The following is a 21,550-nucleotide window of genomic DNA, read 5'->3' as shown; positions in this document are numbered from 1 at the left end:
ATTAAAAACATCATAGCTATCATTAGACTGTTTATAATCGAAAAGTAAACCATTGTGAGTAAGTACCATGGGGCTTAGAAGTTTTTTTGTAAAAATGGACACACCTGTGGTCATGGAAACTGAGTTAGCTAAAAGAAACTCAAGGATCAGAAAAAGTACAGCATTCAATCAATGGAAACATTCTCCATTGATGTATTTCGCACGCCCTGAAAACTTAAAAAAATACATCGTGCTCTGCCTTTCATTTATTCTATTGTATTCATTTGCGGACAAACTGAGTAACAGCATTGAGATTTCTGGTACAACTATCAGACTCTATGATCTCACGTTGCCAGTGATTTCCGCGCTACTCATTTTGTATAATAAAAAAGCCATCCCTGTCCTCTCTCTATTTGCGCTATATAGTTTTCACACACAACCTTTATCCCAGTTCCTGGATACAACATCTCAACTCGCAGCGGCTTTAGTCAGCACAAAAGTCTATTTTCTTGCTACCGGTAAACGTGGGGCGGTCAGTTTCGGACGCAGTAGTCTCAGCGCTCAGCGCATAATTTGGTTGATATGTTTTAACACCATTATTTTTACATTGGTTCAACAGTGGTTATTACTAAAGTTTCATTTTATATCCGATATTAATGTTTTAAACACTCCCACGCTGATTAATGTGCAATGGATGTTAACATCCTGTATTACAGGAACCCCTTTCTGCTATCTCATTTTACGGGCGTGCTACAAACCAGTCTGGTTTTTTAGTTATCTGAACCAGTTAAAAACATTAATTACATCAGGGCCGCGTGCAATCTACCAATTAATCTGGGTAATATTGGTGATTGGAATTATGTATTGCCTGATTTATTTGCACGGCGACACCTTAATATTTACAGATTACACTATAGTCTGGCTATTGCCAGTTATGCTCTGGGGTGCAATTTGCCTGGGCCATGCACTAATCTCTCCCCTGTGGGTAGTCATGCTCATTTTATTGAGCGACTATATTGATAATTACATATCAATAAATAATGAATTTACATTTAACCATTATGTCAGCCACCTGGCTCTTTCTTGTTCGATGATTTTTACCTTTTCACTAACAATTGTTATCGTTGGTGTATTGGCTACACGCATTCTAAAGTACATTAGAAGTCTCAAGCGACTTTCTTTATCAGAGCCACACACTGGGTTACCTAATCTCCTTGCATTAAAAAACGATATCATTCGTTACCCACACGCTGGGTTATGTATTATTCAATGCCCTGAATTAAATACGCTAACACAATCTCATGGAATAACGTTTCGCTTCGAATTCGTTAAAGCTGTTTTTTCTTATTTAAGCCCATTACTTCTGGATAATGAAAAAATGTTTTACAGCCCTGGATATGGGCTTATCTTGCGCCTTAACAAGGTAGATGACGATATTATCCGCCCTTACTATAAGGCAATGTCAACTTTTCGTTTTTCCTGGGCTGAAATGGAGGTGGGTCTCAATTTTGGCATGGCATACATGGTGTATGGAAAATGTATCAATAATCTATCTTATGTCGTGGGGCAGCTTAATGCCCGTGCTTATGTATCGCTAAAGCAAGGTAAACCAGAAGCGCTTAATATCTTGCACCCAAGCGATCAGACCGTCAGTTCGGGAGCGATACGCCATCTTCTGCAAAAATCGATAGACCGTAAATCATTTATGCTCGTTGCTCAGCCAATAGTTTCAACTAAAAACAGCAGCCAGTATTATGAAGTTCTTATTCGCATGAAGACGATCAACGACAAAATATTCTTCCCGGATACTTTTTTACCGGTGGCTGAGGAAGCAGGATTGCTTGCGCAAGTGGATTTGACTGTAATTGAACAAACATTTCAGTTTATGCAATCCCTGGATCAATCTAAATCTGATACTCGTTTTTCCATCAATTTGACACCTCAATCGCTTAGTAGAAAAGATTTTCTGGATAGACTGAATGTTCTTTTAAAGAACTACTTAATACGCCCTGAACGGATCATCTTTGAAATTATCGAGTCAGATATTATTGATAATATTAATGCATCCAGTGTCCTGCAGGAACTACGCAAACTTGGATGTCAAATTGCGATTGATGATTTTGGTACAGGAGCATCCAGTTACTCTCGCCTCAAGACATTAGATGTCGACATACTTAAAATAGATGGTTCATTCATACGTAATGTTGTGAACGATAAGTTTGACCGGCTAATAGTGATGTCATTTTGTGAAGCAGCTAAATTTAAAAGTCTGGAAGTTGTCGCAGAGTTTGTTGAAAGTGAAGAAATAAAACAAATGCTAATATCGATGGGAGTTGAGTGGTTACAGGGATATCATACCGGGAAACCTGTCCCAATTGAGTCTCTATGGTCGTAATTAATAAACACTCTAATTCATATATTGCTCTATTGTGTTGATAGTTAGATTGGGAAGTCACCTGGAATGATACTTACGCTGAAGAACTTTTTCTATAAATGCTATCCAATGATAATCTTATTTATAATCACTACACTGACAACTGTCATAGGTATTATTGAAAGAGTTAATGGACCATTTTCTTTAGTTTGGTTGACCAATGCTATAACCATTGGTGTGTTATTACGCTTTTACCAACATGTTAACTGGCGTCATTATTTAATTTGTTGCGCTGGGATGGTGTTGCCAGATTTATTAATCGGTACACGCCTCAACCAGGTTTTACTGATGACCATTGCCAATATCATCACAATTTCAATAGGTTATATCACTTTACATCGCTTCGCTACGCGTACCGACGAAGATGAATGGCTTGGTAGCTTACATAGCGTTCCGCAATGGTTATTACTCTGCCAACCCTCTCTTATTATAGGTTCGTTAGTAGGCTCAGGGGCATTATTTGCTCTGTATGGTAATGCATTTTTTCAAACAGCATTTTATTGGTACTTAAACGAGTCGCTTGATTTTATAGTGTTTTTACCAGTCATTTTGGCAGCTCCGAAAATACTCAAATCTTTCGAGAATGATTTTCTAAATGCGTTTCTACATATTATTCCGTCTATTCTATTATTGTTTTCCTTTATTTTTATAACAGACAAAATATATTTCCTGATGGCGTCAATACTGATTATTCCAACCATCATATGGCTAGCGCTTTCAGGCAATCTATTTCTAACAACCTTTGGTATCAGTATGAATGGTGCATTCTTTTTTATGTGGATCATTCACTCTACGCATGGTTATCTACATTTTTCTGAGAATATCTACATCTCTGCTGTCAGGACGATTGTTGCAGTACTGGCGCTTTGCGCACTTACGATTGCGGTTGCAATTTCTGAACGAGATAAACTCTTTTCTAAGTTATCTCAACTTGCTAATCACGATGACTTGACCGGTATTCTCAATCGCCGGGCATTTACTAAAGCAGCGGAGGCCATTACGTCGTCATTGAAGAAAGGAGATATCTGTTCAATGGTTTTAATTGATATTGATTTTTTCAAGAAAATAAATGACGTATGGGGGCATCAAAAGGGAGATAAGGTTCTCGTTGCCTTTTGCCAACGTTTAAAACAGTTTATCCCCGATAGTCAATTATTTGGACGCGTAGGCGGTGAAGAGTTTGCCCTGTTGCTTGCTAATACTCCGGAGATAAACCACCAGGAATTAACCAATACCATTGTTAATGAACTGTCCAGAAACCCTCTTATTATTGATAATGAGCCGTTCCCTCTAACAATTAGCGCAGGTATGGTCAGGTGGTCTGAAGGGCAGAAATATGAGACTTTGTTTAAATATGCAGATCAGGCTTTGTATCAAGCAAAAAATAATGGCCGCAATCAATGGTGCAAATATCAACATGTTGAGCATATTAATGAAGACTCAAACTTTACGCCGTCGCTTAACTGAAGGGGATGTGGCTGGCAGAAAACGAAGTAGATCGGTGAAAGCAAGCACGGCACGCCTTCCTTTCACACGATTCACACTTCCCTTACACGATCTGTTTTAACTCTATTTTTGATCGAATGGCACGGCTGGGACCTCTTCTGCTCCGGAGATGACATGGTCTGGATGTAATCTCTGTTCATCTTTCACAAAACGTGCACTAACCACGCCGTAGAACGTGAAGCCCAGGATGGTAGCAACCCCACCATACATGAGTGCCTGATCGCCTGAGTTAACCAGCGCAAAATAGCTATACGCCGCGCCAACCAACGCAATAGCGTTGTTAATCATTGCCTTACGCCGTGGGGTATGAGCTATTTCCTGTATGGTGACCAGAGCCGCCATCGAGAGGATATACGGGATGAGGTTAGTCACTACTGACAGATCGACAATCGCCGAGAACTGATCCGAAACGCCCGTATTACTGAAACTGGTTTGCGTTAGCCAACCCAGTCGCGTTCCGTCGTGGCTGACGGGTATGGACAGCCAGCTCAAAAGCGTTTGAACCAAAAGTAATACCATCATACCGACGATAGGTGTTCCCGCTTTGGTGCTTTTAGAAAAAATCTTCATAAAGTATCCAACGTCCGCCGAGCTTTTAAAAACCTGCGCGGTGGTGAACTGCCATCCCAATAGCGAACCAATACAGGCAAGAATCATTAAACCCGTAACGATATTCCCGATCTCCGGGGTAAACATCTTCGCAAATGCCAGGCCAAAAGGCGCATTCGAATTTGCCAAGTCCATATTAGGGATAATACCGGCAATAACGTTGGTGGAAACGATGTAGATAATTGCTGATCCTATCGTGCCAAAGAGCACGGCAATGGGAACATTTTTTTGCGGGTTTTCTACCGCATCGCAGTTTGCGCAGGCTGATTCGAGGCCTAAAAATGCCCAAAGCGTAATCGCTATCGATGAACCTGCGGCTTCGAGCATAGTTTTATGGTGTGGATTCCAGCCAGCCATATATATTTTCGGTTCGAACCAGAACCAACCTACGGTGGAAATAACTACTACCGGTGCGATAACACCCCATACGGTTATACTGCCTAATTTACCGGTAATACTTGCTCCGCCAAAGTTAGCAATAGTGGTAAACCAAAGTAGCCCAATCGTCATCAACCCTATCTGTAAAGGATTAGGGTTAATATTAAACAAGCCGATAATATAACCAACAGCTGTTATCGCGATGGCTACGTTGCCGATGACAATTGCAACACCATAGGTATAGTTAGCAATATAATTACCCGCTTTGCCAAAAGCATACTCCGCATAGCCCCCCATGCCACCGGGTTTATTACTTATGGTACTACAGCAGGCAAATGCCCATGCTAAAGCGACCGAGCCCGTGGCGGTAATAATCCAGGAAAGGATAGATATCCCGCCAACCTGCGCTAATTTTGCTGGCAATAGAATAATTCCTGAACCCAGCATATTTACGGCAGTTAACATCGTTAACTGCGTAACGCTCATTTTTTTCACACTCATATCATATTCCCTTATTAAGACAAGCCCTGTTGTTTTACGAGCTATGCTTTAGGCACTGAACGTAATAATGTCCATCGATACTTTCGACACCGTGTGTGTCATGTGAAAAACCTGGGAACGCCCTGTCCCATGCCTGCAATACTTGTAAATAACGAATATGCGGGCTGTCTTTCGCACCTGCGCATTCGCCAGGCATGATCATTGGGATGCCCGGTGGATAAGGAACAACCCCTGTGGCTAATACACGTCCCTGCAAATCATCCACTTTGACCCTATCAATTTCGTTATGAACCAGCTTGACGTAAGCATCCGCTGGCGTCATGTGCGGTTGTGGAATCGTTGAAAACGCCTGAGCCTGAATAGCAAGAGTTTGATTCGCCTTCATAAAGGCGAACATGGTGTCGGAGAGCGTTTTCAGCCCCATAGTTTCATAACATGGCGGGACGTCGCTTTTGTGTTCATACAGCACTTCGCTGACCGGCAAATTATTATCGTAAGCTTCTTTAAATCGCAGCAGCGCATTCACCAGCGTTCCGTATTTACCTCTCGTCACGCCAAGTGAGAATAAAAAGAGCACGGTAAAATCGGTGGTTTTCTCTACCTGAATGCCTCGCTGGCTTAAAAATGCCGTTAGAAGAGTAGCCGGAATACCAAAATCTTCGAGCGAACCATCGCTTGCAACACCGGGTGTAACAACGGAAACTTTGATAGGGTCGAGCATGCAATAGTTGTTTTCTATTTCTTTAAAGCCATGCCAGCTATCCCCAGAACTCAGCTTCCAGCAGGCTGGATCGGTAATTAGCAGTTCATCCGGTGCATCTTCGAAAGCAATTCTTTCATTGGTGGAAGGATCCGTCACATAATCCGCGTTCCAGGTTGAGAAGAACCAGTCATTCTCTTTATTCACCTGGCGCTTAATTTTACGGACTGCCTTTCTGAAACTTACCGCCTCGGTAATCGATTCCGTGGTCAATGCTTGCCCGCCAACACCACTCATCATCTCCGCCGAAACTTCATTGGAGACGATAATAGGATAAAGTGGCGAAGTTGAAGCATGCATCATATAAGATTCGTTAAAACGCTCATGTGGCACGGTATTACGTCCGTCGCGAATACCAATTAACGAGGCTTGCGAAAGTGCGGCTAACAGTTTGTGAGTTGAAGTCGTGGTAAATATTGTAGGTTTATCTTTTGGATAATCCTCAGGTTCCCCATACATACCAAAATGCTCGCGATATATTGGATTAAATCTTGCGTAACCATACCAGGCTTCGTCAAAGTGAATACGATCGACGCTGGCGTCCAGCAAATCGATAACGGTAGGCACGTGATAAATTAAGCCATCGTAAGTTGAATTAGTAATAATGGCATGTACGGCTTTCTGTGATTTATCTTTGGCAAGCGGATTAGCCTTAATCGCTGCACTGATTGATTCATGGTGTAAATTTCTGGCATACACAGGGCCAATAATGCCGAGATTATTACGCGATGGCAGTAAATATGTTGGTATAACTCCCGTCATGGTCAGCGCTTGTTCTGTTGATTTATGCGCATTACGGTCGCACAGCGCGTAATCATTACGTGCAACGGAAGACATCATAATCACACGGTTAGACATAGACGAACCATTCGTCACGGTATATGCGCGGTCAGCACCGAATACTTTGGCGCAAAACTTCTCGCTCTCGCCAATAGGCCCGGAGTGATCGAGTAACGAACCCAGTTCGCCAACTGAAATAGAAAGATCGGAGCGCAATAAGTTCTCGCCAAAATAGTCATGAAAAATACGACCAACGGGTGATTTGAGAAAAGCAGTACCGCCAGTATGACCGGGAGTATGCCAGGAATATTCAAATTTGTTGGCAAAATTTATCACTGCTTTGGTTAAAGGAGGGGTGATATTTTCGCGATAACGTAACATGGCTGCATAAATTCTTCCGGAAATAAAGAATGCTGTATCTTCTAGAAGCCAGATTAACTCATCTGTTTGACGCATGACATCGGCCGTCAAGTGGGATTCGCTACTCCTTTCAATCATCAAAAAAATGGGAATGTGAACATTTCGTGCTCTAGCAATATTAATTATTTGTCGAGCTTCCTGATTATATTCATCGTTATCCTGCATCTTCCAACTTAATACTATGCATTGAATAGTGGTGTCAGAATGCACAATTGAGCACGCATCTTCGGCATTAGCGGAGTAAGTAACGTTAATTCCTCTTTGCTTTAAATCGGTAACTATATCTCCAACAGCTCGGTTCATAGCAGAAAATTGCGGCTGTTCTGCATGTATCATCAAAACATTAAAACCAACCAATCTTTCACTGGTAATGTTCACTTGATTCTCCATTATTTTATTTATAATCAGTAGTTGCGTCATAAAAATTTAGTTAAGGTAGGGCATCTCGATGCTATTCCTCAGTAAACCACATAGTCAATACGGTTAAGTTCCTAAAAATAATTCATTTGAGCGGCGCTCTAAGGATTAAATCTAATAAAGGTGTTTATTTCAAATGTGCTCGAACAACTCTAAGAACCACACTTTATTTCATTGCATACAAATTATTATCTTTTTTAGTTGTGAGTAACTAAAAAATAATGGCCGCAATCAATGGCAGGATTACCTGCCTTGCGAAAACATGAACCCTAACCAAAATTTTTCACCGTCATTATTATAGACATTTACATCCAGGCGGTAGCCATCTTGATATAAATATAAACCTCCCGCCCCTTGGTTATTATTTTAAGAAACCCCTTATATTTACTTAAGTCAATTCTAATATCTAACCTGATTTTTTCATGTCAGGATTTATTGCAACGATATAATCGTAAGCTATATAAAATTAACTTACGATTATCAGCGGTATTGACAAAGAGTCTATTTCAGCACTGACAGGTGCTGTTGATGAAAAAATATGGAAATGATGATTGATGCACCACTGACTCACGCCCGAATCGCGATTCACAAACCTTTTCTTTGCGCTGCGGGTTACTGAAGATTTGTACATAGCCGCGCGCAAACGTAGATTTCGACGCATCAAAAATGGCGATCTGCCCCATTTTCATAGCCGGTTGGCCCCGATTGTCTTTGACCGCATTGAGTCTCTACAACAACAAATGTATACAAAGCAGTTGCCGGAACCACTCGATATCATCCTCGTGACCAGTGACTACTACTTGTCGCTGGCACTGACTGAGCACTTTTTTAAGTTCCAGCGAACTCATGTCTGCGCAAACCTCGAGGAGGCTGAAGTGATGCTTCAACAAACCCCACAACCGCGAGTGTTCATCGATCTGGATGGCGTAAGCGAGCCAGCAATTGATGTGCTAAATATGATCAGACAATGGCAACAAACCTGGCCACGACTGAATATGATGCAACTGACAGCCTGCCGTTGTATTGAAGTCGCCCGCCTGATTGATGCAGCATCAATCTTCCCTGTAGTGGAACGGCGCCTGAGAATTACCGATCTGCTTATTCTGCTGACTGAAAAGCGAGCCCGGCAAGATTGGTCCAATGCTCAGGATGGGTCACGCTCAGTCCCACTTTCAAAGCGGGAATGGAATATTCTGCTGGCCGTGGCAAAAGGAGAGTCGCTGAAAGCTATTGCCGCGTCATTAAACAAACCCTACCACTCTGTGGTTTACACCCTTGGGCGGGTTGCCGCTCGTATAGGAACAGGGAACAACAAGTCACTGATACATTTGCTTAATAAATTGTCCTGTGCGTCATCTGGGAAAGTATAGCTGCGCTAACTAACCGACTTCCGAGTGAAAGCCAGGAAACGACTTATTTTCAATGCTCGCGATTTGTTAAATAAGAACAGTTTATTAACAATTACAACTATTCCTGGAGAATCAGTTTCCCGCAAACTATGCCGCTTCCCGACGATTAACCACGTAATCACTCTGTGCTACGGATAACAAATAGGAAACATTCGAGACTTCTCACTATTCTTCATGTTCAAAACAATCTTTTTTCCCAAATATTTCACTTAACACAGACGCACCTGCCAAATAACAATTAATTAACCAATTTAATTAGAATTTGATCACAGCATTATTCCCCGAGCATAACAGTGTCCTTTTTCTTAAATAATATGGCTGTATAATCATCCTATTCATTTATCTAATTTGAATAGATTGATTTTCTTATTGAAATGATTTTTTGTTTCACTCGCAGCCATTAGAAAATAGTACTTATGAAGGAAGTTTTTAAGTTCAAGGGAGCATCTTGCATACATTATAAAATACGAAATAGTGAAACACCTTTTCACTTTCGCCGCCAGTGACTTTACGTCAATGCGATATGTTCCTCAAAAATTAGAGGCAAGAATATGAAACCTGCATCCGTAATTATTATGGACGAACACCCTATTGTCAGAATGTCGATAGAGGTACTGCTACAGAAAAATAAAAATATTGATGTGGTGATGAAAACCGACGACAGCCGGGAGGTGGTCAACTATATGCGCTCCCACTCTGTCGATTTAGTGATTCTCGACATTGAACTGCCGTCCATTGATGGCTTCACTTTATTAAAAAGAATCAAGAGCATACAAGCTAATACTCGTATACTGTTCTTATCTTCCAAGTCTGAGAGGTTTTATGCGGGCCGTGCTATTCAGGCCGGGGCAAATGGGTTTGTCAGTAAAAGGAAGGAGCAGGAAGATATCTATCATGCAGTGGAAATGTTACTTGCAGGGTATTCGTTTTTCCCCTCCGAAACACTGGAGTTAATCAGTAATCCGGGTTCGCGTAACGGAGTGACTGACGATACGCCATTATCAAACAGAGAGATAACCGTATTACGCTACCTTGCCAATGGTTTATCCAATAAGGAAATTGCCGAACAACTTCTGCTGAGTAACAAAACCATCAGCGCGCATAAATCTAATATATTTTCCAAGCTACATGTCTCATCGATTGTCGAGCTTATCGATTACGCCCGAGTAAAAGAACTATTATAACTGCGCATCACATTACTATTTTAAATTAAAAAAAACGGGTTATTACTTAACACCATTCATTTAAGCTAATGAATGAGGGGAAACGCCGGAATTTGGTTCCCGGAGGGACGCCAAACCCGGTGGTCGCCCCGGATATTTCACTCTTAAACTAACGGCGTTAGGTTCGAGCCCGGTTTTTATTTAATTTAATGATGCCAGATAGGCTTTCTAATAATAATTAATCATAAACGTGGCATCTGCGTCGGCTTGCCCGGCTTGGGGGTTATCGGCAAGCGCGATGTAATTTGCAAAAAAGGTTAATTCCGCATTTCCGTTGGCATCGACTGGCACATCCTGGCTTGCCTGCTCAAGGGGCAGACGGGTTTTATCTTTATCGCGCAACTCGACGGCCACATTTGTCGCCCCGCTTGTGTTATTAAGCCCCAGTAAACCGGGGTTACCCGTGGCTTGCTTCCCAGAAAAGGTAATTGATGCTGCACCCGGCGGGCAGCCGTTCAGCTTCAACGTGAAAGGCATGCTTTGCGTAGTGCTGCCTGCGGTGCGCAGTTGTTTGGTCGGCCAACGCCCAAGCTGCACTGTTTTATTGTCATCCCCAATTTCGACGTAACAACTGAAATCCACCACGTTGCCGCGAAGTTCTATATTGATGGCCCCGAGCGAAGTGTCAGCCTGAGCATGACTCGCCAGACTTGCCGCCAACCACAGCAGCATTGCAATTTTAGTCATAATCCACCCGCAAATAGCCCCGCGCACTAAACGGCCCTTCCGACGGTTTGTTCCCTGTCACGCTTACCGGCCAGGCCCGAATCCCCACTTGCGCCGCAGCTGCATCGTCGAGACGGAAATTGATTTTGCTGCCCAAATTGTTAGGAATAAATGGCGTTCCGCTGCTATCGGCGACGATAAACCCGAGATCGTTATTATTTGAAACCATCATATTACCGGACGCTTTCTCCGCCTCCACCCGCAGAGAAAGATAGGCCTGCGCCGCCACATTGGTGCATTTAATAGCGATGGTTTTAGTTTGCGGCGTCACACCTTGCGGTCGATTCCCGGCCCCGGCCTGGCTAAACAGCGCGGCACCAATGTCGCCAAAATCAAATTCAACGATTTGGCCGGCGTTGATTTCACAGCTTTGTGGCACTTCAATTTTGCCGCTGTAGCTAATGGTATAAACCGGAGTGGTGAGTGGGTCGGTGTTTCGCGTCGTGACATATACCGTAAACATGGTCTGCCGTGGAATCGGCACCATATTGATAAAACGCCTTGTCACTTTGAGTTTAAAAACCAGCTTCGAATCCTGAACCGGAAACGGCTGCTGTTTGGACACATTGCCGTGGGTTCCCATCTGAATATAGTTGCGCGGCGGGTAAAATTGCCCGGCGTAGCTGTCCGTGATACTCATCGCCCCTTCGAGATAATCATTGAGCTTGATGTACTGGTAACCGCCGATCACTTCTTGCACCGGCAAGGTACTCACGTAACTGCGCATCGTGGTGTTGCCGGTGGTTCCTTGCGGACAAGTGGCATTGACACCGATCCAACCCGACTTTTCCGCGAGGGTGATGATTTGCCCGACGTTATTGTTTGCGCTGGTGAAGACGTCGGACAGATCGTAAAAAATATCCGCTGGCACGCCATTGGAGTTTTGGCAGACAGTGGCAAACGCCGGAAGTGCATATACCCACAGCGCCGCCCCTGCTAAAGATGTCATCAATTTCATAAACAGATCCCTGAATCCTATGAACAGGTCGCATTCGCCACGACAATCGCCTGATTCAGGCTTTCAGGCGGTAATGTAAATGGTGCGAAACACTGTGACCCTTTGCCCTCGCCCCACTGAATCAGTAGTTTTCCCTGGAGTGGCAAGCCGCTGAGGTAAATTTGCCCGTCATCGCCGACCATACTGGTGATGCCCGTGATTTCTTCGCGCACCACCGAGCCGAACGGTACTGCTCGCCCACTACGGGTTACGGTGATGATTGCCCGCACGCCCACGCGCGCCTTAAATTCCGCACGCACCAATGCGCCATCCGTAGGCACCACGCTGCTGACGTTGTTTTCAATGTCGGTGTGGTTATCCATGGTGTTGGTATCGAGAGCGATACGGTTGTGGCGATATACCGTGGCGTAAGGCATCACCGCATATCCGCGCCAGTCGGTTTTCACCCCGGGCTGGTTTTCGACACCAACCCCGCTGGCTCCCTGTGCTTTTATTAATACGTTGGTGTCACCAAGCGGCTGGCTAAACGTGATGCCATCGGCGTGACCCACCACGCCGCCAGAAGCCTGCCAGTTGTAGTCGTGTTGGTCGCGGTCGTAGTTGTAGCCCAGCCCCAATGTGCCGTAGGTAGCCTGCCAGTTAGCCGAGGCACTTCCGCTGTAACCGTTAGTGTCGCTGTGGCCTTGAGTGACGCTGTAATTGAGGTTTCGATCTTCAAGTAATGTTCCGCCGATACCTGTTTGCACAGTGGCATCGCCATCTGCGTTGTTACTGGCAGCAAAAGTGGCGTAAGCGCGATCGATGGTGCTGGTGCGCGAATAGCCATGTCCCAGCAAGGTGCTAAATGGCACCGAAAGGTTAAAGGCCATAATGCGATCGCTATCGGCGATCCCGACGGATTTGCTCCACGACATCGAAAGTGAGTAGCTGATCCCGCGCCAGCCGCTGGCATACCCGGCCTGATACCAGGTGTTATTCTGGCTGGTTTCCCAGTAAGTTTGCTGGCTGCCTGAAACATAGAGCGACCCGTAATCACCGAGCGATTGAGAAACGTTGATTTGAAATCGCCCGCGCTTGCTGTAACGCAAGTTGTGGTAGCTCTGCACAACCGGCTCATCTTTGCGTCCACCATCCGCTTCGTCGGCATATTCGTAGCCTTCGATATTTTTGTATGCCACCTCATCAAGCGTATAAAAACCACGCGTGGAATAGCGATATCCCAACAACTGGAAGTTAGTGCCGTAACCGCTGAGGGATTTGGCGTACAGGAATCGTAGCGACTGGCCCTGATGTTTGCTGTCATCTGCAAGTCGGCTGCTGGCGTGGGTAATATCCATTGAAAGTGCCCCCCACTCCCCGAGATTTTTCCCGCCCCCCAGCGCCACTGAGGTGTAGTCTTCGGCAAGCTGAGTGCCGCCATAGGCGGTAAAACCGTAGGGTAAACCCGCAATCAGGGTGGCCTGGGTGAAGAATGGCGTATCCTGTTGGTCGCTTCCGCTACGGAAATCCCCGGCCACCAGGTCGAATTTCAGCCGCCCTTCCCGTTGCAATAACGGGACGGTGGAATAAGGCACGGTGTATTTTTGCTGGGTACCGTCTTTTTCTTCGAGAGTGACCTCCAGATCGCCGCTGGAAGAGGTGGGATTGAGGTCACTGATAGTAAATGCACCCGGTGAAACGTAGCTTTGGTAGATCACAAAACTGTTCTGGCGAATGGTGATTTTAGCGTGGGTTCGCGCGATACCACGTACCGTTGGCGCGTAACCTTGCAGGCTGTCGGGGTACATACTGTCAGCCGAGTAGAGCCGCGCCCCGCGAAATCCCAGACTGTCGAACACATCGCTACCCGTGTTGCTATCGCCTAATACCAGCTCGCTTTTGAGTGGAATAATCGTCCGTTGCACATAGGTGCTGATGTTGTTCCAACTGTTAGCGTGGTAGCCATCACCGCGAGTGTAGTTCCAGGCACCGCTGTTACGCAGCCGCCAGGCTCCGTAGTTCACACCACTTTGCAGGCTTAAATAATAGTTATCGTCGTCGCTGCCATGGTTGCCGGTAAAACTGTAGTTGAGCAGCGCTGCCGGAATCCCTTCGTCCCACTCCTGCGGCGGTATATAGCCCCGGGCACTGTTAAGCAGCGATGCCTGCGGCAAACTGATATTCAGGCGTAGTTTGGCAAAATCGAAATTTGTCTCAGAGTCAGGGATCAGCACCGCGAGCGGCACACATTCTCCGGACTTAAACTTCGCAAGCGCTGGATAAGCGAGCATGTTCAGGCCCAGGCGCTTCAACCAGTCAGTGTCGAGACATGGTACCAGGCCGCTCGATTCTGCTTTTCCGCCACTGGCGTCGCTGGCAATAAAACGGAGATCCTGGGTCGAGATAAATTCATCGTTACGCCAGATGTCCACGCGATAGACATCCGGTGCCTGATGGCTACCTTTTTCAAAACGCGATAAATCTGCCACGGCGGCATCTTCTGCCGACAAAAACCCAGGGTTAAAGTAGCTTTCCCCGGAGCTGATTACCGGCCACAGTGCGGTTACTATCATCGCTGCAAGCGGGGTGACTGACTTGTTGATCATCTGCCAGATATCCTTGTTACGCAGATTACCTGCATCACAGCATTACGCCCGCTTGCACAGGCGTCACCGCGCCGTAGTCGTTCACCGTCTGGAAGGAGATAGCACCTTTCAGCACAGGCGAAACCGCCACTTGCGACACGCTCTTTGGCGCGACCATGGTATTGGCGAGTTTTTCGTTGCCGACTTTCAGATTGACGGTGCTGACGTAATACGGTGAAGGATTGTGAACGCTCAGTTGCCCGCCGCTGCGGCTAAAGCGCAGTTGTTTTAGCGCCTCTTCTGGCTGCATTTTCAAGTTTTGAGGACGCACAAACAGCTTGATGCGCGACAAAATCGCCAGTTGCAGTACGTTGCTGCCGTCGAGATTATTTTTATCGACCGAGGGAATCGCTTTCACGTTCATCCAGAAAATAGTTTCGCGGTCTGTTGGCAACGGTGGCCCGGCGTAAATAATACGCAGTGTGTTTTCGCTCGATGGCTCACTAACAAAAAGCGGAGGCGTGACAATAAAGCTTTTATCTCTGGCACCTGCACTATTTTCAATCCACGAGTTCACCAGAAAGCGTTCTTTGCTATCGCTATTATTAATTGAGAGCGAAGTTTGTTTTGCCTCGGCAGGATAAATAACCCGTGTCGCACCCAGCGCAACGCCCCCGGCAGCTTGTGCATTGAAGCACAGCATTAACAGGCACAACATTATGGCCGAGCCTTGTTTAAATAAAGTCGTCATCACACGGCACCATCATTATTACTATTATTAAAATACTTAACTCAGGAATAATGAATTTCTGTTCATCAATGAAAGAAGCCTCATTTCTGAGGCTTGCGTTATCCCTGCAAAACTTGCTTATTCGTATTTCATTACAAATGTCGCATCAGCGTTGGCCTGGCCTGCTGTTGCGATGGCTGCGGTAGATTTATAGCGCGCGGTGAACGGCAAGGTGTTCGTCCCGTCAATCAGTGTCTGCGCGGTGGAGAAGACAGAACCATCCGGGGTCAACACTTTCGATTTGCTGTCGAGGATTTCGATACCGACGCCGCCTGCTGTGGTGCTGTTGTCACCCGAGTTAATCGCCAGAAGCGTAGGGTTGGTGCCGTCAGTCTGGCCTGAGAATGAGACAGAAGCCAGGGTGGAGACTGTGGTATCGCAATCGTTAAGCACGATGGTGAATGGGATCTGCGCGGAGGTGTCACCCACTTTAGTAAACGCCGCCGTACGGTATTGGCCCAGTTTCACCGTTTGATCGGAAGACTGCGTGCTTACCGCACAGGCCGCATTCACCAGTTCACCTTTAAAGTGAACCGTACCGCCATTTACAGTCACTACATCGGCCTGTGCTGCACCGCTCACTAATGCAATACCTGCAACCAAAGAGGACGCAATTTTGCTGAATTTCATCGAGATTCCTTTAATTATTAAATTACCCTGTGTGAATAATGCATCCTTCATTATTCCAGTGAATAACCGGGGTCATATATAGCCAACCCCCTCACCTCAATCCTTAAGGAGACATTTATTTATCGTTAGCAATGAAGTCTAAATTAATATTTAAAACACCATCTCTTCGACGATGAGCAATTTAAGTTAAATGAATATTTAATAACATGTAACAAACCTTTATCTTGCCTCAGCAATGTCCTATTAAGCTCTAAGATATCGACCTACGACTTCCGGATGGATGAGTGATGCTGACGAAGAAGCACCATGAAGGGTGACGTCTGGTGAATTAAGCAGATAAAACCTGGTACACTCAGCGCCAATTCAAGATATTCTTAGCAAATTGTTTTTACGCCGCTAATTTATTGATTCACTGGATCTGTCCTGATGATACCAAAAATGTTAAAAATGCCTTTGCTGCTGTTGGCATTGTTGTCTTGTTTAATGGTGATGCCTTTCCCGTCTCATGCGGATGACCCTACCGAGCAAACAGCCAGTGAAGAGCCGGTTAAGATCAATGCCAGCACGGTCATTCCCGCGTTGCAAAAGCGCCTGGATTCACTTAAGCAGCGAGTATCCGCGGCAAAAACCGATAAACAATTCACCAGCCTAAATGACGATTCGCAAAAATTGGTGAGTGAAGCCGATAAGCTCGCCGTTGCACTGGCACCACAATTAACTCAGGTTCAGGCGCAATTGGATGTTCTTGGACCGGCACCGGCACCAGGGGCACTGGCCGAAACGCCGCAAGTTGTTAGCCAACGCAAACAACTGAACAACAGTAAAACCTTGCTCACCACACAAATCGAGCAAACCAAAGCCATTGCAGTTGCCGCGCAAAACCTCTCTTCGCAAATTTCTGGATTGCGCCGCGATGCGCTGAAAACACAAATTGCCCTGAATACCGGCAGTATTCTTGGCGAAAAATTCTGGTCACCCGTATTCGAACCCAACGACAAAGACGCTGCACGCTTCGGTGAATTTGGCACTCAGATTAGTGATGCCTGGGCCGAGGCCTGGAGCGATGAATGGCGAATAGGTTCGGGTATCTATCTGTTACTCGCGCTGGGGATTGGGGTATTTGGTCGGTTCGGGCTGGATAAACCAATGAACTGGATTCTGCCTCGCTGGCTGCCGCAAGGCCGCTTTCGCCGCAGTTTCCTCGCCTGTTTCACAACTTTAAGTACTACGCTGACGCTGGGTATCAGCATGCAGTTGCTGTGCTATACCTTCACGCGCCTGCCTGATACCTCGCCATGGGTTAATGAGTTTGCCGGACAATTGGTCGAGCTGACCTATTTTTCCGCGGTGATTGCCGGTCTTGGCATCGCATTGCTCTCCAATAGTCACCCCTCCTGGCGTCTGCCGGGTATTGCCGACCCGCTGGCAAAAACGCTGGCGTCATTCCCGATTTTACTGGCAGCCTTCATATTTATCTTCGGTATCATCGAGCAGTTGAACTCGCTGGTTGGAGCGAGTATTGATGCCACGTTATTTGGTAATGGTCTGGCCGCTTTGCTGGTTGCACTCAACTGCCTGATTGCACCTGTTCGCGTCAACCGGATACGCAGGAAAATGCGTGCCGAAGGTGAGCAAACAGAAGCGCGTTCAACCGTTGCGGGCCTTATTCACCTCGTCATCAGCCTCACCGCTTTTGTTATCCTGCTGGCGCTGTTGATTGGTTACATTCCACTGGCCCGTTTCGTCACCTTTGAATTGTTGTGGATTGGCCTGGTGGTTTGCAGCCTGTATCTGCTGATTCACTTCGTGGTGGACTTGTGTGAAGCGGTATTCTCTCCGTCAACCCACAGCGGGAAAATCCTTAAAAGCACGCTGAGTCTCAACGACCGCCATCTGTCGCTTGCCGCGACTCTGTTTTCAGCGGTTGGGAAGACATCACTGCTGGTAATGGCCGCAGTCGCTTTGCTTAACGGTACCTTCGGCACTACAACGCCAATGGAGTTACTGACTAAAATCGCTGATATGTGGGGTGGTAAAGGCCTCGAAGGGATGAACATCATCCCGGCACATGCACTTAATGCGGTGTTGTGTCTGGTGGTGGGCTGGTACGTTCTGCGCTCAACTCGTCGCTGGCTGGATAACGATTTCCTGCCAAAAACCAATATGGACCGCGGCCTGCGTGCTTCGCTGGTAACACTGTTCACTAACGTCGGTTACGTGCTGATTATCATGCTCACGTTGTCGATGCTCGGTATCGAATGGAACAAACTGGCATGGATAGTCAGCGCCCTGTCGGTTGGTATCGGTTTTGGCTTGCAGGAAATTGTGAAGAACTTTATTTCCGGCTTAATTCTGTTGACCGAGCGTCCGGTAAAAGTGGGCGATCTGGTGAGTATCAGCGGGGTTGAAGGAGATATCCGGCGTATCAACGTACGTGCCACAGAGATTCAATTAGGCGATAAATCAACGGTCATTGTGCCGAATTCCCAGCTTATTTCGCAGAACGTACGAAACGCCACTATGGGCAATGCGCAGGGTGTCGCAACGATTAGCCTGACTTTCCCGCTGGATATCGACCCTGAGCAAGTCCGTAATTTACTGCTTGAGGCATATAATCTGCATGAATCAATTCTGGAAACACCTCAGCCCTCAGTCAGCTTTAAAGAACTGGGGCCAACCGGGATTGTGCTGAGCGTTACCGGTTATGTGAACAGCCCGCGAATGGTCAGCTCAACGCGAAGTGACCTGCTTTATGAGATCCTCAAAATGCTGCGCGCGGCAGGAATTAGCCTTAGCCAGACACAAACGATGATCCTTGAGCAGCCAACAAGCAAAGTTGTAACCGAAGAGTAAATACCTGGCCGCAATGTGCTAAACCAGATTGCGGCCATCATTTATCACTATTAAGAATATTCACCATAAAACCCATTCACCAATTTGATATAAATCAGTATCGGTCATCTCGCCCGGCAGCATTATCTCGCTCCGGAAATATTTCCCTTCTCATATTCACGCTTGTGAATAGATTGAGAACAAATTCTGATAAGAGAGTTAATGATGAGCAAACTGAAAACGTTAGTGATGGTTCTGGGTTTTGTCGCTTTTTCTGCTAGTGCTGCGCTGCCGCTGTTCAACGGTAAAGGCCACCCGGGTGATGTACATATCGACCAGGGCGGCCCGGTTTACCTGAACGGCAAAGAGATGAAGCTGAAGAAGGTGAACGATAACTACTACGAAGCGACAGGCCAGGGCGTTGTGTTGTCTATCTCCATAAATCCGGACGGAACTGCAGGTGTCAGTTGGACCGGTAAACATCGCGCAAACGGAATGATTGTCTCTGCAGAGCAAGCCGCCATTGACGCTAAAGGCGTATCCGGTCGTCCACTGGATTGCAGCCGTAGTGACCTGACCAAAGCAGAAGCGAAAGCCTGCCAATAAAAAAACCGGTCATGGAAGACCGGCTTTTAGCACTGTTCAAATCAATTGCTATTAAGACAACAACTCAATTGGCTCGGAATTCCCGCGAGCACGCCACAACACCACCCAGCGTTGAATCGACGCCACCATAATCACCAGCCCCAATGCCACCATCACAATTGAAATCGTCCCATTGAAAATGTTGAAGCCTTTGGCTGCACTATTGAAGTAGACGTTTTTCACCATCCAGTAAGCCGCATAGTTTACTGTCACATACAGATAAGACAGTGGCACCAGACAGGTCAGCACGTACCAGCGTTTTTCCGACATACGCAGAATAATGGTTGCGCCAATCATCAGTCCGATTGAAGCCATTAGCTGGTTAGAAACACCAAACAATGCCCACACTGAGTTGATATCGCCAGAGTTCAGCAAATAGCCCCACAACAGGCAAGCGACGATGCTGCAACCAATTGCACCCGGCATCCAGTTAGTGCGTTTGAGTGGTGGCCAAATATCGCCGAGGAAATCTTGCAGCAAGTAACGTGCAACGCGAGTACCGGAGTCTACGGCTGTCAGAATAAACACCGCTTCAAACATCACGACAAACTGGAAGAAGTAGGATGCCAGATGGCTGAACCACGGAATACGCGTAAAGATATCAGCCATACCGACGGCAAGTGTTACAGCCCCACCAGTACGTCCATAAAGGTCAAGACCGATAGATTCGCTAAGCTGCGGCAAATTCACCACATCCATACCAAGGCCAGCAAACACTTCGCGCGAGGAGTTAATGGCAAAGTAGTCAGCAGGATGCAACGAGGTGGCAGCGATAAGCGCCATCACACCGACTACACATTCCGCAAGCATCGCACCGAAAGCAACGGGCAGAATATCGTTCCATTTGTCGATTTGCTTAGGCGTGGTACCGGAACCGATAAATGCATGGAAACCGGAAATCGCGCCGCAGGCGATGGTGATAGAAATAAACGGCCATACCGGTCCTGCCAGCACAGGGCCATTACCGTGGATAAACTGCGTCACCGCCGGGAACTGAATTTCCGGGTTGATGAACACCACACCAACGACCAGCGCACCGAAAACACCGATTTTCATAAAACTTGAGAGATAACCACGTGGTGTCAGCAGCATCCAGACAGGCAGCGCTGTGGCGAAGAACGCGTAGAACGGCAGCACCAGGCTCACTGTTGAGGCACGAAGGCTCAGCCACTCGCCAAATGAAGATTCCTGAATATATGGGCCAATGATCACACAGGCGAAGATAACAATAATCCCAACCCAGGTTGCACCGCGCATACTGCCGGTATAACGCTCCCAGAGGCCAACGCAAATCGCTACAGGGATAGTCATAAACACCGCGAACGTGCCCCATGGGTTACGTTCGAGTGCATGCACCACCACCATCGACAAACCCGCCATGGTAATGGTGATGATGAATAGCATAGCAAGCCCGGTACACCAGCCAGCCACCGGGCCGAGCTCCGCTTTTGCCACTTCTGAGAGTGACTTCCCGCGGTGTTTCATCGAGGCGAAAAGCACTACGGTGTCGTGCACCGCACCACCCACCACACAACCGATAAGCAGCCATAAGAAGCTCGGTAGATAACCGTATTGTGCCGCCAGAACAGGGCCGACTAACGGCCCTGCTGCCGCAATTGCGGCAAAGTGGCTGCCGAAGTTAACCCATTTTTTTGTCGGGACGTAGTCTTTGCCGTCCTCAAGAACATGTGACGGTGTGATTTCTGAGTCATCAGCATTCAGAACTTTACGGACGAAAAACACCCCATAAAGACGATAGCAGATGGTCAGAACACACAAAGTCGCGATAACAAAAGTTAGTGCGTGTTGCATAACCCACTCCATTGCCAAAGGTAAAAAGTTCAGCGCTATGCTGGCATGGGTTGGTTATGCAATAGGCGGGTGTTTTGGTGAGCGGTTGAATGGGGAGTTAAGCGGTTGCAAATGGGGGGGGAGCGGTTTTGGATTTCCTCTTGTCAGAGTGAGTCCTATGCCAGGACGGTGGTTTTC

At 46.5% G+C, this 21,550-nt stretch carries 14 protein-coding genes; 6 read left to right on the top strand and 8 right to left on the bottom strand.

All coding sequences use genetic code 11. The features are described 5' to 3' along the window. The first annotated feature begins 112 nt into the window (after positions 1-112). On the top strand, positions 113-2,374 hold the full coding sequence (locus LVQ76_RS20915; RefSeq protein ID WP_232922397.1) for an EAL domain-containing protein: 2,262 nt from the start codon (positions 113-115) through the stop codon (positions 2,372-2,374). Positions 2,375-2,482: 108 nt separating this feature from the next. Beyond that, the gene (locus tag LVQ76_RS20910; RefSeq protein WP_232922383.1) at positions 2,483-3,880 is read left to right on the top strand and encodes a GGDEF domain-containing protein; all 1,398 of its coding nucleotides are present in this window, start codon (positions 2,483-2,485) and stop codon (positions 3,878-3,880) included. A gap of 102 nt (positions 3,881-3,982) precedes the next feature. Here LVQ76_RS20910 and potE read toward each other — a convergent pair whose 3' ends face one another. Continuing rightward, complete coding sequence (gene potE, locus LVQ76_RS20905; RefSeq protein WP_232922382.1) at positions 3,983-5,407, bottom strand: putrescine-ornithine antiporter; 1,425 nt, start codon at positions 5,405-5,407, stop codon at positions 3,983-3,985. Between the two features lie 34 nt (positions 5,408-5,441). Then, positions 5,442-7,745, bottom strand: a complete 2,304-nt coding sequence (locus tag LVQ76_RS20900) for an Orn/Lys/Arg family decarboxylase (protein ID WP_232865192.1) — start codon at positions 7,743-7,745, stop codon at positions 5,442-5,444. Positions 7,746-8,524: 779 nt separating this feature from the next. Here LVQ76_RS20900 and LVQ76_RS20895 point away from each other — a divergent pair. Together LVQ76_RS20895 and fimZ are read left to right on the top strand one after the other, a co-directional pair. After that, positions 8,525-9,154, top strand: coding sequence for a helix-turn-helix transcriptional regulator (locus LVQ76_RS20895; protein ID WP_232904341.1), 630 nt, complete (start codon positions 8,525-8,527; stop codon positions 9,152-9,154). Positions 9,155-9,744: 590 nt separating this feature from the next. Beyond that, the gene (gene fimZ, locus LVQ76_RS20890; protein WP_232922381.1) at positions 9,745-10,377 is read left to right on the top strand and encodes a fimbria biosynthesis transcriptional regulator FimZ; all 633 of its coding nucleotides are present in this window, start codon (positions 9,745-9,747) and stop codon (positions 10,375-10,377) included. A gap of 207 nt (positions 10,378-10,584) precedes the next feature. On the opposite strand, the gene sfmF is transcribed toward fimZ, so the two are convergent. The 5 genes from sfmF to fimA all read right to left on the bottom strand — a co-directional run bounded on the left by sfmF (position 10,585) and on the right by fimA (position 16,084). Continuing rightward, positions 10,585-11,103: a fimbria assembly protein gene (gene sfmF, locus LVQ76_RS20885; RefSeq protein ID WP_232865189.1), complete on the bottom strand. Its 519-nt coding sequence runs from the start codon at positions 11,101-11,103 to the stop codon at positions 10,585-10,587. Continuing rightward, positions 11,096-12,100 (bottom strand): type 1 fimbria D-mannose specific adhesin FimH, encoded by a 1,005-nt coding sequence (gene fimH, locus LVQ76_RS20880; RefSeq protein WP_232865188.1) that lies wholly within the window; start codon positions 12,098-12,100, stop codon positions 11,096-11,098. The genes sfmF and fimH overlap by 8 nt, the downstream gene beginning before the upstream one ends. Before the next feature lie 17 nt (positions 12,101-12,117). Then, positions 12,118-14,685, bottom strand: coding sequence for a fimbrial biogenesis usher protein (locus LVQ76_RS20875; RefSeq protein ID WP_232922380.1), 2,568 nt, complete (start codon positions 14,683-14,685; stop codon positions 12,118-12,120). Between the two features lie 34 nt (positions 14,686-14,719). Then, entirely contained in the window at positions 14,720-15,415 is a 696-nt protein-coding gene (fimC, locus tag LVQ76_RS20870) for a type 1 fimbria chaperone FimC (RefSeq protein ID WP_255666861.1), read from the bottom strand. Positions 15,416-15,532: 117 nt separating this feature from the next. Beyond that, a complete protein-coding gene (gene fimA, locus LVQ76_RS20865; RefSeq protein WP_232904344.1) occupies positions 15,533-16,084 on the bottom strand; it encodes a type 1 fimbrial major subunit FimA in 552 nt (183 codons plus the stop codon). 438 nt (positions 16,085-16,522) lie between these two features. Here fimA and LVQ76_RS20860 point away from each other — a divergent pair, with 438 nt between their 5' ends. Together LVQ76_RS20860 and LVQ76_RS20855 are read left to right on the top strand one after the other, a co-directional pair. After that, positions 16,523-18,937, top strand: coding sequence for a DUF3772 domain-containing protein (locus LVQ76_RS20860; RefSeq protein WP_502258300.1), 2,415 nt, complete (start codon positions 16,523-16,525; stop codon positions 18,935-18,937). Between the two features lie 201 nt (positions 18,938-19,138). Further along, a complete protein-coding gene (locus tag LVQ76_RS20855; protein WP_232865186.1) occupies positions 19,139-19,522 on the top strand; it encodes a hypothetical protein in 384 nt (127 codons plus the stop codon). A 51-nt stretch (positions 19,523-19,573) separates the two neighbouring features. Here the strand turns inward: LVQ76_RS20855 and LVQ76_RS20850 are convergent, their stop codons facing one another. Then, complete coding sequence (locus tag LVQ76_RS20850; RefSeq protein ID WP_232865185.1) at positions 19,574-21,373, bottom strand: carbon starvation CstA family protein; 1,800 nt, start codon at positions 21,371-21,373, stop codon at positions 19,574-19,576. Positions 21,374-21,550: the final 177 nt, after the last annotated feature.

It is taken from the genome of Buttiauxella cochleicola, from assembly GCF_021283185.1.
GTDB classification, from domain to species: domain Bacteria; phylum Pseudomonadota; class Gammaproteobacteria; order Enterobacterales; family Enterobacteriaceae; genus Buttiauxella; species Buttiauxella massiliensis.
This window is presented reverse-complemented; position numbering and strand designations above follow the sequence as displayed.